The organism is Streptomyces niveiscabiei (assembly GCF_001419795.1).
Lineage (GTDB): Bacteria > Actinomycetota > Actinomycetes > Streptomycetales > Streptomycetaceae > Streptomyces > Streptomyces niveiscabiei.
Genome location: NZ_LIRL01000371.1, coordinates 1 through 15540, shown reverse-complemented (window position 1 = coordinate 15540; position 15540 = coordinate 1). Strand labels below are relative to the sequence as shown.

The following is a 15540-nucleotide window of genomic DNA, read 5'->3' as shown; positions in this document are numbered from 1 at the left end:
GCGGGACGTCCCGCCGCGCCAACAGGTCGGCGTAGTGCCGGACTTCGGACTCGATGTCCGGCGAGTCGTCGTCGGGGTAGAAGTTGCAGGCCGGTACGACCCCGTCGACGTCACCGGTCGCGCCCGCGATGTCGCCCTGCCCGGAGCAGGCGATCAGCGGGACGGTGATGCCGTGCCGAAGTGCCGTGTCCCGCAAGGACGTTACGTACCCTTCCCGGTCCGCGCAGTCGAAGAAGTCCAGCTCGTTCTCCAGCTGCACCATGATCACCGGCCCGCCGGACGGGAGTTGGCGTTCGGCCAGCAGGGGCAGCGCCCGGTCGAACCAGGCCGTGACCTGCTCCAGGTAGCGCGGCTCGTTCTGACGGACCCTCAACTCCGGGTCCAGGCCCAGCCAGGCGGGCAGCGCGCCGCCGTCCCACTCCGAGCAGATGTAGGGGCCGGGGCGGGCGATGACGTACAGGCCCTGCTCGTGGGCGAGGTCGAGGAACGCGGCGACGTCGCGCCGGCCCTCGAACGACCACTGCCCCGGGGCGAGTTCGTGGAAGTTCCACGGCAGGTAGACGTCGATGCAGGTGTAGCCGGACGCCTTCACCTGGGCGAGGCGCGCGCGCCACTGCTCCCGGGGGAGGCGGAAGTAGAAGAGGGAGGCGCACAGGAGGGTGCGGGGGCGGCCGTCGATCCACACCGCCCGGCCGTCCACATGGATGGTGGTCACTTCACTCCCGCGCTTCCGCCGCTGATGTCCATCTCGTAGAGGTATTTCTGTCCGATGTAGTAGACGATGATCATGGGGAGGGCGAGCAGGATCGAGCCGACCATGACCAGGTTCCAGGGCGGTGCCTGACCGGCCTGCGAGGTCGCGGTGATGTACTGCACGCCGAGCGCGAGCGGCATCTTCGACTCGTCGTTGAGGTAGATCAGGGGGCCCATGAAGTCGCCCCAGGTGTGGGTGAGGGTGAAGATGCCGATGGCGATCAGGACCGGCCTGAGCATCGGGAACATGATCCGCCGGTAGATGCCGAAGAAGCCCAGGCCGTCCATCATCGCGGCCTCGTCGAGCTCGCTGGGCAGCCGGGAGACGAACTGCCGTACCAGGAACACGTTGAAGGCGTTGGCGAAGAAGTTCGGCACGATCAGCGGCAGGAAGGTGTTCACCCAGCCGAGGTCCCGGAAGAGGATGAACTGGGGGATCATCGTGATCTGCGTCGGGATCATCATGGTCGCGATGACGATCAGGAACATCGCGTTCTTGCCCGGCGCCCGCAGGCGGGCGAAGGCGTAGCCGACGAGGCCGCTGGAGAGGATCTGCCCCGCCACCGAGAACAGCGAGATGAGCACGGAGTTGAGCAGGAAGGTGCCCACCGGCAGGTCGGTGCTGAAGACCCGGGAGAAGTTGTCCCAGTGGAACTCCCGCGGGATGACCGTGAACGAGCCGGAGTTCACGGTGGCGTCGCTCGACAGGGCGATCGAGCCGACGAAGACCAGCGGGGTGGTCAGGATCGCCGCGACGATCAGCAGGGTGCCGTAGGTGAACGGGGTCGCGCGGAACGCCCGTACGGCGGGGGCCTCGTGGCGTTTCCTGCGCAGCGGGGTGGCGAGGGTCGCCATCACTTCACCTCGGTCTCGTAGAACACCCAGCGCCGGGTGGTGCGGAAGGCGATCACCGTGAAGCCGAGGATCACCAGGAACAGCAGCCAGGAGATCGCCGAGGCGTAGCCCATCTTGTAGTAGCCGAACGCCTGGTCGAACAGGAACGGCACCATCGTCTGGGCGGCGTCGTAGCCGGCGGGGTTCTTGCCCTTGGAGACCAGGATGTAGACCTGCGAGAACACCTGGAACGCGCCGATCAGGCCCATGATCAGGTTGAAGAAGATGATGGGCGTCAGATGCGGCAGCGTGATGCTCCAGAACTGCCGCGTCGCGCTCGCGCCGTCGACCTCGGCCGCCTCGTACAGCTCACGCGGGATGCCCTTCATCGCGGCGAGCAGCAGCACGGTCGCGGCGCCCGCGCCCCACGCCGACATCAGGATCAGGGCGGGCTTGACCCAGGGGCCGTCGAACAGCCAGTTGGGGCCCGAGACGCCGAACAGGCCGAGGAAGTCGTTGATCGGGCCGTTCGGGGCGAGCACCATCCGGAAGATCATCGCGGTGGCGACCAGCGGGATCAGCGTCGGCAGGTAGATCAGGGTGCGCAGCAGTTTGCGGGCGCGGATCTGCTTGTTGAGCAGGTTGGCCAGCCACAGGCCGAGCACCAGGCCGAGCGGGACCGAGATCGCCGCGTAGTAGAGGGTGTTCCACAGGGCCTTCCAGAACACCGGGTCGTCCGTGAGGAGTGTGGTGTAGTTCTGGAAGCCGACCCACTGGGGCGAGTTGAAGGAGTCCCAGTCGGTCAGGGAGTAGTAGACCGACGCGATCATCGGGCCCAGCAGGAAGACCAGGAAGCCGATCACCCACGGCGAGATGAACAGGTAGAAGGCGAGGGCCTCGCGGCGCCGGCGCTTGGAGAGCTTCGGTTTCTTCGGCGCGGTGGGGGGTTTGGTGGCCGCCGGGGCTTCAGGCGGCGGGGTCGGTGTGGTCGTGGTCGCCATCGCCGGTCATGACCCGGACTTGATGAGGGCCTCAAGGTCCTTCTGCACGGCGGTCAGTGCCTTCTTGGCGCTGCGCTCCTTGCCGAGCCAGAAGTCGGCGAGGCCGTTGGAGATGGTGTCGATCATCTGCTGCCACTCGGGGATGAACGGCGCGCGGAAGACGAACGCGCTCGACTCGGCGAACACGCCCATGTCCACCTGGGTCTTCATCCACGCGGGCTTCAGGAACGCCTGGCTCTTCTGCACCTCCAGGTTGGCCGGCACGTCCTGGCCGGAGGCGATGATCTCCGTCTGCGCCTCGGGGGAGGTGAGGAAGTCGATCGCCTTGAACGCGTTATCGCGCTGCTTGGACGTACGGGAGATGGCGAGGCCGCTGCCGAACGCCGACACGGCCTGCTTCTTGCCGCGCCACATCGGGGCGATGTCCCAGGCGAACGTTGTCTTCGTCAGGCCCGACATGACCCAGAAGCCGTTGGCGTGGGTGGCGACCTTCTGGTTGGGGAAGGCCTGGTCGCCGCCGATGTCGGGGCCCATGTCGGCGTAGTCCGCCTTGCTGGGCACGACCTTGTGCTTGAAGACCAGGTCGCCCGCCCACTGGAGCGCCTCGACCACGGCGTCGCTGTCGACGGCGGGCCGGCCGTTCGCGTCGATGATGGTGCCGCCGTTCTGGTAGGCGAGGCTCCACCACTGCGGGAACCACTCGGCCCCGCTGTAGCCCCACACCTTGCCGGGGACCGTCAGCTCCTTGAACGCCGCGAGGGTGTCGTCCCAGGTCCAGTCCGCCGTCGGGGCCTTGATGCCCTTCTTGTCGAACATGTCCTTGTTGTAGAACACGGTGACCGCGCCGGAGCGGTCCGGGATCGCGTACAGCTTGTCCTGGTACGAGTACAGCGAGCCGACCGGGCCGAAGCGCTGCTCGGGGTCGAGCTTCGCCGCCTTGGCGAGGTCGTCGAGGGGCAGGAGCTGGTTCTTGCTGGAGTACGTGTTGACGCTCTCGGCGACCTGCATGATGTCCGGCCCGTTGCCGCCGGCGATCATCGTCTGGACCTTCTGCGGGTACGAGTCGCCCGGGATCAGCTGGACCTTGACCTTGAGGTCCGGGTACTTCTTGACCAGCAGGTCGATGCGGGCCTGGTACGCCTTGCGATCGTTGTCGCCGCCCCACACCGTCATCACGAGCGGGCCGCCGCTGGAGCCCGAGGCGGAGTTCCCGCAGGCCGTGAGCGTGATGACCCCGGCCGCGGCGCTCATGCCGAGGAACCCTCGGCGCGACATCTGCATTCTGTCAACTGGCATGACTCATCCCCTGGTTGAGGTGCGGGAGCGCACAGGAAGGTGGTGACGACAGCCGGCCGGGGCTTTGCGTGGCGGTTAAATTAACCCTCGATCAAATCGAGCCACAAGCCCTTGTTCCACAGGAGTTTCGGGAGGGTTCCGCTTCGTCGGCGCGGGACAGCAAAAAGACCCCAGATCAACTGGGGTCTTCGCTGGTGTCCGAGGGGGGACTTGAACCCCCACGCCCGATAAAGGGCACTAGCACCTCAAGCTAGCGCGTCTGCCATTCCGCCACCCGGACAAGGTGTCTGCCGTTCGCGGGGGTGTTCCCCGCGGCGACATGGACAACAATACCAAGGTTTCGGGGTGCGTTTCACCTGCGTATCCGCAGGCCGGGGGCCGGGCGGGGAGGCCGCGCGGCCCGGCGACCCGCAGTGATCGCACGGTCACCCGACCCCGTCAAGACCACCCCGGCGGCGGGGTGCCGGGTTCCGGCCCTCCTCGGTGGGCGCGAAGGGGCAGGCCGGCGCGGGGCGCACGCCCGGCGATCTCGGCGACCACCACCCCGGCACCCTCCGCGAGGCCGGAATCCGGATGTCCGAAAGTGCCGCGCACCCCCTGGACAGCACCCCCGGGATGCGGGATAACAAGGTCCATACAGTATTCGTCGACTGTATGCAATGTGCCGCATACGGCATTCCTTCCTCCTGCGACCACCCCTACGAAGGGACAGGTTCCGCCATGCCCGAGGACACCCAGGACACCGGGAGCACCGTCTCCGGCGGCCATCTCGTCGCCAAGGCGCTGAAGGCCGAAGGCGTCGACCGCATCTACACGCTCTGCGGCGGCCACATCATCGACATCTACGACGGCTGCGTCGACGAGGGGATAGAAGTCGTCGACGTCCGCCACGAGCAGGTCGCCGCCCACGCCGCCGACGGCTACGCACGGATCACCGGCAAGCCCGGCTGCGCGGTCGTCACCGCCGGACCGGGTACGACGGACGCGGTGACCGGCGTCGCGAACGCCTTCCGCGCCGAGTCCCCGATGCTCCTGATCGGCGGTCAGGGAGCGCTCACCCAGCACAAGATGGGCTCCCTCCAGGACCTCCCGCACGTCGACATGATGGCGCCGATCACGAAGTTCGCGGCGACCGTCCCGGACACGGCCCGCGCCGCCGACATGGTGTCGATGGCGTTCCGCGAGTGCTACCACGGCGCCCCAGGACCCGCCTTCCTGGAGATCCCGCGCGACGTCCTGGACGCGAAGGTCCCCGTCGACAAGGCCCGCGTCCCGCGGACCGGCGCCTACCGCGCCTCGACCCGCTCGGCCGGCGACCCCGAGGCGGTCGAACGGCTCGCCGACCTCCTCGTGCACGCCGCGAAACCGGCGATCCTGCTGGGCAGCCAGGTCTGGACGACCCGCGGCACCGAGGCGGCGATCGACCTGGTCCGCACCCTCAACATCCCCGCCTACATGAACGGCGCCGGCCGCGGCACCCTCCCGCCCGGCGACCCCCACCACTTCCAGCTCTCCCGCCGGTACGCCTTCTCCGGCGCCGACGTCATCGTGATCGTCGGGACGCCGTTCGACTTCCGCATGGGGTACGGCAAGCGCCTCTCCCCCGACGCGACGGTCGTCCAGATCGACCTCGACTACCGCACCGTCGGCAAGAACCGCGACATCGACCTCGGCATCGTCGGCGACGCGGGACTGGTCCTGAAGCAGGTCACCGAGGCCGCGTCCGGGCGCCTCAATGGCGGTGCGGCGGGCCGCAAGGAGTGGCTGGACGAACTGCGCGCCGTCGAACAGGCCGCGATCGAGAAGCGGTTGCCGCAGCTGCGGTCCGACGCCTCGCCGATCCACCCCTACCGGCTGGTGAGCGAGATCAACGACTTCCTCACCGAGGACTCCATCTACATCGGCGACGGCGGCGACATCGTCACCTTCTCCGGGCAGGTCGTGCAGCCCAAGTCCCCCGGCCACTGGATGGACCCGGGCCCGCTGGGCACCCTCGGCGTCGGCGTCCCCTTCGTGCTCGCCGCGAAGCAGGCCCGCCCCGACAAGGAGGTCGTCGCGCTGTTCGGGGACGGCGCGTTCTCCCTGACCGGCTGGGACTTCGAGACCCTCGTGCGCTACGACCTCCCCTTCGTCGGCATCGTCGGCAACAACTCCTCGATGAACCAGATCCGTTACGGCCAGGCCCGCAAGTACGGGGAGGCCCGCCAGCGGGTCGGCAACACCCTCGGCGACGTCCACTACGACCAGTTCGCCCGGATGCTCGGCGGCTACGGCGAGGAGGTCCGCGACCCCGCCGACATCGGCCCGGCGCTCAGGCGGGCCCGCGAGTCGGGCAAGCCCTCGCTGATCAACGTCTGGGTCGACCCGGACGCGTACGCCCCCGGAACCATGAACCAGACGATGTACAAGTGAGGTCGGCACCCATGACCACTCCCCTGACCGCCGGCGCGACCGGCAAGGCGCTCGACGGCATCCGGGTCCTCGACATGACCCACGTCCAGTCCGGCCCCTCCGCCACCCAGCTCCTCGCCTGGCTCGGCGCGGACGTCGTGAAGCTGGAGGCGCCCTCCGGGGACATCACGCGCGGCCAGCTGCGCGACGTCCCGGACGTCGACTCGCTCTACTTCACGATGCTGAACTGCAACAAGCGCAGCATCACCCTCAACACCAAGACCGAGCGCGGCAAGGAGATCCTCACCGAGCTGATCCGGCGCTCGGACGTCCTCGTCGAGAACTTCGGGCCCGGCGCGGTGGACCGGATGGGGTTCACCTGGGAGCGGGTCCAGGAGATCAATCCACGGATCGTCTATGCCTCCATCAAGGGGTTCGGGGACGGCCCGTACACCAACTTCAAGGCGTACGAGGTGGTCGCTCAGGCGATGGGCGGGTCGATGTCGACCACGGGGTTCGAGGACGGGCCGCCGCTGGCGACGGGGGCCCAGATCGGGGACTCGGGGACGGGCGTGCACGCCGTGGCGGGGATCCTCGCGGCGCTGCTCCAGCGCGAGAGGACCGGGCGCGGACAGCGGGTCGGCGTGGCCATGCAGCACGCCGTACTCAACCTGTGCCGGGTGAAGCTCCGGGACCAGCAGCGCCTGGCACGAGGGCCGCTCTCTGAATATCCGAACGACGACTTCGGCGAGGAAGTTCCCCGTTCCGGAAACGCGTCCGGCGGCGGCCAGCCGGGCTGGGCCGTGCGGTGTGCCCCGGGGGGTCCGAACGACTACGTGTACGTCATCGTGCAGCCCGTCGGCTGGCGGCCGATCGCCGAGCTGATCGGGCGTCCGGAGCTGGCCGACGACCCCGAGTGGGCGACCCCGCAGGCCCGGCTCCCGAAGCTGGGCAAGATGTTCCAGCTGATCGAGGAGTGGTCGGCGACCCTGCCGAAGTGGGAGGTCCTGGACCGGCTGAACGCCCGGGGCGTGCCGTGCGGGCCGATCCTGTCGACGAAGGAGATCGTCGAGGACGAGTCGCTGATCGCGAACGAGATGATCGTGCGCGTCGAACACCCGGAGCGGGGCGAGTTCGTGACGGTCGGCAGCCCGCTGAAGCTGTCCGACTCCCCGGTCGAGGTGAAGAGTTCGCCGCTGCTCGGCGAGCACAACGAGGAGATCTACGCCGCCGAGCTGGGCCTCGGCGCCGACGAACTGCGGCTGCTGAAGTCGGACGGGGTGATCTGAGGTGCTCGCCGAGGACCGGGAGACACGCGTGCGCGCGGTGCTGGACGCCGTGCGCGCCGAGGGACGCACGACGCTGACGGCGCCGGAGGGCAAGGAAGTTGCCGACGCGTACGGGATCGCCGTACCGGGCGAGGAGCTGGCCCGCGACGTCGAGGAGGCGGTGGCGCACGCGGCGCGGTTCGGCGGGCCGGTGGTGATGAAGATCGTGTCGCCGGACATCCTGCACAAGACGGAGGCCGGCGGGGTGGTCATCGGCGTCGAGGGGGCGGCCGAGGTGCGGGCCGCGTTCCACCGGATCGTCGACAACGCGCGCGCGTACGACGCGGACGCGCGCATCACGGGCGTCCAGGTCCAGGAGCTGCTGCCGGAGGGGCAGGAGGTGATCGTCGGGGCGGTGACCGATCCGACGTTCGGGAAGGTGGTGGCGTTCGGGCTCGGCGGGGTGCTCGTCGAGGTGCTGAAGGACGTCACGTTCCGGCTGGCTCCGGTGAGCGCGGACGAGGCGCTGTCGATGCTGTCCTCGATCCGGGCGGCTCCTGTCCTGGAGGGGGTGCGGGGGCGTCCCGGCGTGGACCGGTGGGCGCTCGCCGAGCAGATCCGGCGGGTGTCGCAGCTGGTCGCGGAGTTCCCGGAGATCGCCGAGGTGGACCTCAACCCGGTGATCGCGACCCCTGAGGGGGCGCGCGCGGCGGACGTGCGGATCATCCTGTCCGACGCGCCCGCGCGCGAGCGGCGGCGCTACACGCGCGAGGAGATCCTCGCGTCGATGGGGCGGCTGATGCGGCCCCGGTCGGTGGCCGTGATCGGGGCGTCCAACGAGGCGGGGAAGATCGGCAATTCGGTGATGCGCAACCTGGTCGACGGCGGGTTCGCGGGGGACATCCTGCCGGTCAACCCGAAGGCGGACGACATCCTGGGGCGCAAGGCGTACCGGAGTGTCCTGGACGTGCCGGGCGAGGTGGACGTCGCCGTGTTCGCGATCCCCGCGCGGTTCGTCGCCGCCGCCCTGGAGGAGGTCGGCCGCAAGGGCATCCCGAACGCCGTGCTGATCCCCTCGGGCTTCGCTGAGACCGGGGAGGACGCCCTCCAGGCGGAGATCGTGGAGATCGCCGAGCGCTGCGGCGTACGGCTGCTGGGGCCGAACATCTACGGCTACTACTCGACCTGGCAGGACCTGTGCGCGACGTTCTGCACCCCCTACGACGTGAAGGGCGGGGTGGCGCTGACCTCGCAGTCGGGCGGCATCGGGATGGCGATCCTGGGGTTCGCGCGCAGTACGCGCACGGGCGTGTCGGCGATCGTGGGGCTCGGCAACAAGTCGGACCTGGACGAGGACGACCTGCTGACGTGGTTCGCGCAGGACCCGCACACCGAGTGCGTGGCGATGCACCTGGAGGACCTGAAGGACGGGCGGGCGTTCGTGGAGGCCGCGCGGGCGACCGTGCCGGTGAAGCCGGTCGTCGTCCTGAAGGCCGGGCGGACGGCGGCGGGCGCGCGGGCCGCCGGCTCGCACACGGGCGCGCTGGCGGGCGACGACGCCGTCTACGACGACATCCTGCGCCAGGCCGGGGTGATCCGCGCTCCGGGGCTGCACGACATGCTGGAGTACGCGCGCGCGTTGCCGGTGCTCCCGACGCCGCGCGGCGACAACGTCGTCATCATCACGGGCGCGGGCGGCAGCGGCGTCCTGCTGTCGGACGCGGTGACGGACAACGGGCTGTCCCTGATGGAGATCCCGCCGGACCTCGACGCGGCGTTCCGCCGGTTCATCCCGCCGTTCGGGGCGGCCGGCAACCCGGTGGACATCACCGGCGGCGAGCCTCCGGCGACGTACGAGGCGACGATCCGGCTCGGTCTGGAGGACCCGCGCGTGCACGCGCTGGTGCTCGGTTACTGGCACACGATCGTCACGCCGCCGATGGTCTTCGCGGAGCTCACCGCGCGCGTGGTGGCCGAGTTCCGCGCGCGGGGCGTCGACAAGCCCGTCGTGGCGTCGCTCGCGGGGGACGTCGAGGTGGAGGAGGCGTGCCAGTACCTCTTCGAGCGGGGGGTCGTGGCGTACCCGTACACGACCGAGCGGCCGGTCGCCGTGCTGGGCGCCAAGTACCGGTGGGCGCGCGCGGCGGGGCTCCTCGGGGGTGGTTCATGAGGTGAGGCGGTCGGGGGCCGGCCGACGGTGCGCGTCGGCCGGTTCCGGGACCCGTTCGCGCACGGAAGGCATGGGCCACGGACGGCTACCGGTTCTTTCGACGCCAAGGGGTGCACATTCAGATGAAGACCACCAAGTACGACTCCGCCGCCGTTCCCTACAGGGAGGTGACGGACCGGCACGGGCGCGTGTACCGGATCGGGGAGAGCGACCGGGACGTCATGGGGCGTCCCCGCTGGACCATGGTGCTGTTCCCCTGGATGGGGATGCTCGGCATCAGCTCCTCGGAGTACGCGTTCACGTCCGCCGAGGACACGCTCCACGAGGCGCATCTGTGGAGCAGCGGGCACATCTTCTGGCTGATGGGCGTCTGGGTGTTCTTCCAGGCGGCCGTGGCCTTCCCCGCGGGCCGGCTGCGGGAGAGCGGACGGCTCCCCGCGCGGTACGCGATGCTGCTCGGCGCGCTGGGCACGGTGCTGGGCTATCTGTCGCTGGCGTACGCGCCGCACGTCGCGGTCGCCTATCTGGGCTTCGGGATGTGCAGCGGCATCGGCGCCGGCCTGGTGTACGCGACCTGCGTGAACATGGTCGGCAAGTGGTATCCGGAGCGCAAGGGCGGCAAGACCGGCATGGTCAACGGCGGGTTCGCCTACGGCTCGGTGCCATTCGTGTTCCTGTTCACCTCGTACATGGACCTCGGCAACTACAAGGGCGTCCTGGTCGCCGTGGGGCTGGTCTGCTGCACGGTCGTCGCGGTCGCGGGGTGGTTCTTCAAGGACCCGCCGAAGAACTGGTGGCCCGCGAACGTCGATCCGTTACGGATGACCGACGACCCGAAGATCCGGCGGGCGCTGCTGAAGAACCCGCCGGCGGTGCGGCAGTACACACCCCGGGAGGCCGCGCGCACGCCCGTGCTGTGGATGATGTGGTTCTGCCTGCTGTGCACGGCCGGGATCAACATCTTCGGGATCGCCTTCCAGGTGCCGTTCGGCAAGGACATGGGATTCGCGGGCGGGATCGTGGCCACCGCGATGTCCCTGAAGGCGATCGTCAACGGCACCGGGCGCGGGGTGATCGGCTGGATCTCCGACCGGTACGGGCGGCGCAACACGCTCGTCGTCGTGTGTGTCGTCCTCGGCACCGCCCAGTTCGGGGTGCTGATCTCCGGACAGATGGGCAGCATGCCGTTCTTCCTGTTCTGCTCCATGGTCTCCGGGTTCGGCGGGGGCGCGATCTTCCCGCTGTTCGCCGCGATGACGGCCGACTACTTCGGCGAGAACAACAACGCCAGCAACTACGGGATGGTCTACAGCTCCAAGCTCGTCTCCGGTCTCGTGGGCTCCGGTGTCGGTTCGATCGTCGTCGGCGCCTGGGACTACGAGGGCGCGTTCGTCCTGGCGGGGTCGATCGGGCTGGCGTCCGCCGTCCTGGCGCTGTTCCTGAGGGCTCCGGGACGGCCGCACGCCCGGCGTCGCATCGTTCCCAATCCGCATCCGCTCGGTGAGGAAATGGCCTGACATGACGGCAGATCCGTACGCAGCACGCTCCTCCCTGAACGTCCCCTACCGTGAAGTGACCGACGCGCGCGGGCGCGTGTACCGCGTCGGCGAGAGCGACCGGGACATCCTCGGGCACTCCCGCAAGCTGATGATCTGGCTGCCCTGGCTCGCGATGATGGCGATCAGCGTCTTCGAGTACGCGTACGGCTCGGCGGAGGACACGCTGTCCCACGCGCACGGCTGGACGCAGTCGAACACGTTCTGGATCCTCAGCGTCTGGGTGTTCTTCCAGGCCGGCGTCGCTTTCCCGGCCGGCTGGTTGCGCGAGAAGGGCCTCCTCACGGCCCGTCAGGCCATGTACGCGGGCTCGGCACTGTGTCTCGCGGGGTTCCTGGCCCTCTCGCACCTCGACGACGTCCTGCCGGCCATCGTGGGCTTCGGCGTGGTCGGCGGCATCGGGGCCGGACTCGTCTACGCGACCTGCATCAACATGGTCGGCAAGTGGTTCCCCGAGCGGCGCGGGGCGCGGACCGGGTTCGTCAACGGCGGGTTCGCGTACGGGTCGCTGCCGTTCATCTTCGTCTTCAACTACGGGTTCGACACCGCGAACTACCACCGGGTGCTCGACCTCATCGGCTGCTACATCATGGTCGTCGTGTTCGGGTGCGCGTTCTTCTTCAAGGACCCGCCGAAGAACTGGTGGCCCGCCGACGTCGATCCGCTCGCGCACGCGGGCGCCGGGCCGGCCTCGGGGAGTCTCGCGAAGAACCCGCCCGCCGTACGGCAGTTCACCCCCAAGGAGGCCATCCGCACCGGCATGCTGCCCCTGATGTGGCTGTCCGTGGTGATGACCGCCGGTGTCTCGATCTTCGGCATCTCCTTCCAGGTCGACTACGCCAAGGAGGTCGGTTTCGGCCCGCTCGTCGCCGCCTCCTCGATGGGTGTCATGGCGGTCGTCAACGGCGTCGGCCGGGGCGTCGTCGGCTGGCTCTCCGACCGCTGGGGCCGCAAGTCCACCCTCGTCTTCGTCATCGTCGTCCTCGGTCTCGCCCAGTTCGGCGTCATCTGGGCGGGCGACGTCCGCAGCGAGGCCCTGTTCCTGTTCTTCGCGTTCCTCTCCGGGTTCGGCGGGGGCGCGTTCTACCCGCTGTTCGCCGCCCTCACCCCCGACTACTTCGGCGAGAACTACAACGCGACCAACTACGGCCTGGTGTACAGCGGCAAGCTGATCAGCGGCCTGTTCGGGGGCGGCCTCGGCTCCCTCGTCGTCGCCTCCTGGGGCTACGACGGGGCGTACGCGCTCGCAGGAGGCGTGTCGATGGTGGCGGCGGTGATCGCCCTGCTGCTGCGGCAGCCGGGCAGGGCCGTCACACCGAGCGGGGTCGGCTGAGAGGGGGCCGGTGGACAGCACGCGCGCGTGGAGGCCGTTTCCGCCGTCCACGCGCGCGTGCGTGTCTGTCAGCGGCAGCGTCTGAGGGAGGCCAGGTTGTCGTAGCCGATGCGGGCGTACGTCAGGGACTGGGCGGGGTCGGTGGCGCTGGGGGCGTTGTCCTGTTCGACCATGGGGTTGCGGTAGGCGGGGTCGCCGATGCGGGAGAAGAACGTCGTGTAGTCGATGTCGCCCGTGCCGAAGGGGACCATGTCGTAGCCCATGCCGTTGGTGGTGTTGACGGTGCCGTCCTTGGCGTGGAAGAGGGGGTAGCGGCGGCTGTTGCGGACGACCAGGGCGGCGGGGTCGAAGACCTTCTCGCGGGTGGAGCCGTCGGGGGCCGTGTACGTGTGGAACTTGTACTGGGCGACGTGGGCCCAGAAGACGTCCAGCTCCAGCCAGACGAGCCGGGGGTCGGTGACCTTGAGGAAGTACTCCAGCTTGCGGACGCCGGAGCTGCGGGTCGGCCTGCCCTGCGCGTCGAGGGGTCCGGAGTCGAGGAGGAAGCCGTAGGCGGCGTCGTGGTTGTGGGTGTACAGCTTGACGCCCGCGCGCCGGGCGATCGCGCCGAGGGCGTTCCACTTGTCGGCGGCGACGTCCCAGTCGGCCCTGTGGGAGCTGCTCGTGGGGTCGCCGCCGGTGCCCATGTGCCCCAGGCCGAGGATGTTCGCGATCTCCAGGTGCTTCTTGAACGTGTCCACTTCGGCGGGCACGAGCGGCCAGGACGGCGGGATGTACCCGTGGTTGCCGCGGGCGCGCAGCCCGTACTCGTCGAGCCAGGACCGCAGCAGCCGCGCCCCCTGCACGGACTCCAGGTTCGCCCCGCCGGGCGCGTTCGCGTGCTGCCCGTACCCGGCGAACTCGACCTGCCGGTAGCCGAACCGGGAGAGCTGCTTGAAGACCTCGCGGAACCCGGAGGGCAGGTCGGAGGCGAGCGGGTCGCGGCCGGTGGCGTCGCGGACGGTGTACAGGATGAGGCCGCGGCGGTTGGCGGGTACGAGGGCGTCACGGCCGTGGCCATGCCCGTGTCCCTGGCCTCTGTCGAGGTTCTGGGCGGCGGCCGGTGCGGCGCCGAGGACGGGGGCGGCGATCGCGGCGCCCGCGGCGGCGGTGCAGGTGCTGAGGAAGCGGCGGCGGCCGATGCCGAGGGTGCGGCGCAGGGCCTCGGCGGTGCCGGATTCGTCGTTGAACGCGGTCACGGTGTCTCGCTTTCGGATCGGTTTGGGGTTGGCTTCGGGTCTCTCTCGGGTCTCTCTCGGGTCTCTCTCGGGTCTCTCTCGGGTTGGTGGTGCGGGCTGTCCGACGGGGGGTGACGTATCGGTTCTCCGGCCGGTGACCTGGGGTTCGTCCGGCGGAGGACGGGGCTGCCCGATGGTCGGCGGACCCCGTTGTCAGTGGCGTGTGGTTACGTTGAGTCACGGCGGTCGAACGGGTCGGCTGCCGGGGCTCGGCCCGGGTCTCAGCAGGTCTCAGGGGAGTTCCTTGAGGCCCAGGCCGGTCAGGAGGTCGCGGGCCAGGGCCAGTTCGGCGGCGATGCCGTCGGCGAGCTGGGCGCGGGTGCGGGGCCGCAGCGCGGGAGGGAGGGTCTGCCAGGTGTAGGTCTCGACTTCGAGATGCCGGGTGAGCGGGTGCGGGCCGCCGACGAGGCGGGTCAGCGCGGCGCGCAGGACGGGGAGCGTGGAGGTGAGGGGCGCGGCGGGGGTCGCGTGCAGCGGGACGTGGAAGTGCGCGCGCCAGGGCGCCGTACGGGACAGGGCGTCGGTGGTGAGCGCTTCCGCGAGGTCGTCGGTGCCGGTGAGCAGGCCGGTCTCGGTGACCGTGCGGGTCTGGTGCAGGTAGCGGGGTTCGGCGAAGGCTGCGAGGGCCTCGCGGACGGCGGGGAGGTCGGGCCGCTCGGCGTGCAGGGCGGCGGAGAGCTGGGACTTGACGACGGGGACGCGGGCCGCGGCCAGGGCGTCCAGGGCGGTGTGCGGATCTTCGAAGGAGGTGGCGAGATGGCAGGTGTCGACGCAGATCCCGATGCGGGGGTGCGCGATAGCGGCGAGCGGGGCGAGGGCGTCGGCGGTGGTCTCGACGACGCAGCCGGGCTCGGGTTCGAGTCCGACGCGTACGGACCGGCCCGTCAGGTCCTCCAGCGCGTCGAGGCGTTCTGCGAGCGTGCGCAGCGCGGTGTACGCCTTGTCGCCGCGTTCCTCGTCCAGGCGGGTGCGCCAGGCGAGCGGCAGGGTGGAGACGCTGCCCTCGGTGACGTCGTCGGGCAGCAGGCCGGCGAGGACCCGCGCGAGGGCGGTGGTGTGGTCGAGGCGTTCGGGGTCGGCCCAGTCCGGCTGGTACACGCGGTACTTGACCTCGCCGGTGCCGAACCCGTCGTACGGGAAGCCGTTGAGGGTGACGACCTCCAGGCCCCGCCGGTCGAGGGCGGTGCGCAGGGTGCGCAGGGCGGACGGGTCGGTGTCCAGGGTGTGCGCGGCGTCCCGCGCGAGCCACAGGCCGATGCCGAGGCGGTCGCGGCCGAGGCGGCGGCGTACGGGCTCGCAGTGGTCGCGCAGTTGCGCGAGGACTCCGTCGATCGTCTCGGCGGGGTGGACGTTCGTGCAGTACGCGAGGTGGACGGTGGAGCCGTCGGGGTGGCGGAAGCGCATCGGTCACTCCCCTCCGCGCAGTACGGAGTTGCCCTCGTGGGTGGGCTCGGGGGCGACGACGTCCAGGTCGAGCCGGCCGCTCGCGCCGTAGAACGCGACGGGGTTGCGCCACAGGACGCGGTCCACGTCGTCCTCGGTGAACCCCTCCCCGAGCATCAGGTCGGCGACCGCGCGCGTCTTGAGGGGGTCGCTCCTCCCCCAGTCCGCCGCCGAGTTGACGAGCATCCTGTCGAGGCCGTGGCGGCGCAGGAGGGTGA

11 protein-coding genes, 1 tRNA gene and 1 pseudogene are annotated in these 15540 nt (G+C 69.9%); 5 read left to right on the top strand and 8 right to left on the bottom strand.

The annotated features are described in order from the left end of the window. The 5 genes from AOK24_RS18750 to AOK24_RS18730 all read right to left on the bottom strand — a co-directional run. The coding region (locus AOK24_RS18750) for a beta-galactosidase (RefSeq protein ID WP_206191226.1) at positions 1-715 on the bottom strand (715 nt) is incomplete at its 3' end. Next, complete coding sequence (locus tag AOK24_RS18745; protein WP_079056878.1) at positions 712-1608, bottom strand: carbohydrate ABC transporter permease; 897 nt, start codon at positions 1606-1608, stop codon at positions 712-714. The genes AOK24_RS18750 and AOK24_RS18745, both read right to left, overlap by 4 nt. Then, positions 1608-2588: a carbohydrate ABC transporter permease gene (locus AOK24_RS18740; protein ID WP_055721222.1), complete on the bottom strand. Its 981-nt coding sequence runs from the start codon at positions 2586-2588 to the stop codon at positions 1608-1610. The genes AOK24_RS18745 and AOK24_RS18740 overlap by 1 nt, the downstream gene beginning before the upstream one ends. Before the next feature lie 6 nt (positions 2589-2594). Beyond that, positions 2595-3884: an ABC transporter substrate-binding protein gene (locus AOK24_RS18735; protein WP_055721221.1), complete on the bottom strand. Its 1290-nt coding sequence runs from the start codon at positions 3882-3884 to the stop codon at positions 2595-2597. A gap of 192 nt (positions 3885-4076) precedes the next feature. Next, positions 4077-4164 (bottom strand) — tRNA-Leu (locus tag AOK24_RS18730). 440 nt (positions 4165-4604) lie between these two features. Here AOK24_RS18730 and AOK24_RS18725 point away from each other — a divergent pair. From AOK24_RS18725 to AOK24_RS18705, 5 genes are all read left to right on the top strand, one after another. Then, positions 4605-6296: a thiamine pyrophosphate-binding protein gene (locus tag AOK24_RS18725; RefSeq protein ID WP_055721220.1), complete on the top strand. Its 1692-nt coding sequence runs from the start codon at positions 4605-4607 to the stop codon at positions 6294-6296. An 11-nt stretch (positions 6297-6307) separates the two neighbouring features. Further along, positions 6308-7564, top strand: coding sequence for a formyl-CoA transferase (gene frc / locus AOK24_RS18720; RefSeq protein WP_055721219.1), 1257 nt, complete (start codon positions 6308-6310; stop codon positions 7562-7564). A gap of 1 nt (position 7565) precedes the next feature. Continuing rightward, entirely contained in the window at positions 7566-9713 is a 2148-nt protein-coding gene (locus AOK24_RS18715; protein ID WP_055721218.1) for an acetate--CoA ligase family protein, read from the top strand. A gap of 122 nt (positions 9714-9835) precedes the next feature. Continuing rightward, positions 9836-11230 (top strand): OFA family MFS transporter, encoded by a 1395-nt coding sequence (locus AOK24_RS18710; protein WP_055721217.1) that lies wholly within the window; start codon positions 9836-9838, stop codon positions 11228-11230. A 1-nt stretch (position 11231) separates the two neighbouring features. After that, entirely contained in the window at positions 11232-12602 is a 1371-nt protein-coding gene (locus tag AOK24_RS18705) for an OFA family MFS transporter (RefSeq protein ID WP_206191225.1), read from the top strand. Positions 12603-12670: 68 nt separating this feature from the next. On the opposite strand, the gene AOK24_RS18700 is transcribed toward AOK24_RS18705, so the two are convergent. The 3 genes and pseudogenes from AOK24_RS18700 to AOK24_RS18690 form a co-directional block, all read right to left on the bottom strand. Then, positions 12671-13840 (bottom strand): sugar phosphate isomerase/epimerase family protein, encoded by a 1170-nt coding sequence (locus AOK24_RS18700; RefSeq protein ID WP_055721216.1) that lies wholly within the window; start codon positions 13838-13840, stop codon positions 12671-12673. Between the two features lie 270 nt (positions 13841-14110). Then, positions 14111-15283 (bottom strand): metabolite traffic protein EboE, encoded by a 1173-nt coding sequence (gene eboE / locus AOK24_RS18695; RefSeq protein WP_055721215.1) that lies wholly within the window; start codon positions 15281-15283, stop codon positions 14111-14113. Positions 15284-15286: 3 nt separating this feature from the next. Beyond that, a pseudogene (locus AOK24_RS18690) lies at positions 15287-15540 on the bottom strand (TatD family hydrolase); the annotation flags it as partial.

Excerpts from the sequence above, each read along its gene's own strand:
- AOK24_RS18745 (WP_079056878.1), bottom strand. The coding sequence starts at position 1,608 with ATGGCGACCCTCGCCACCCCGCTGCGCAGGAAACGCCACGAGGCCCCC.
- AOK24_RS18740 (WP_055721222.1), bottom strand. The coding sequence starts at position 2,588 with ATGGCGACCACGACCACACCGACCCCGCCGCCTGAAGCCCCGGCGGCC.
- AOK24_RS18735 (WP_055721221.1), bottom strand. The coding sequence starts at position 3,884 with ATGCCAGTTGACAGAATGCAGATGTCGCGCCGAGGGTTCCTCGGCATG.
- AOK24_RS18725 (WP_055721220.1), top strand. The coding sequence starts at position 4,605 with ATGCCCGAGGACACCCAGGACACCGGGAGCACCGTCTCCGGCGGCCAT.
- frc (WP_055721219.1), top strand. The coding sequence starts at position 6,308 with ATGACCACTCCCCTGACCGCCGGCGCGACCGGCAAGGCGCTCGACGGC.
- AOK24_RS18710 (WP_055721217.1), top strand. The coding sequence starts at position 9,836 with ATGAAGACCACCAAGTACGACTCCGCCGCCGTTCCCTACAGGGAGGTG.
- AOK24_RS18705 (WP_206191225.1), top strand. The coding sequence starts at position 11,232 with ATGACGGCAGATCCGTACGCAGCACGCTCCTCCCTGAACGTCCCCTAC.
- eboE (WP_055721215.1), bottom strand. The coding sequence starts at position 15,283 with ATGCGCTTCCGCCACCCCGACGGCTCCACCGTCCACCTCGCGTACTGC.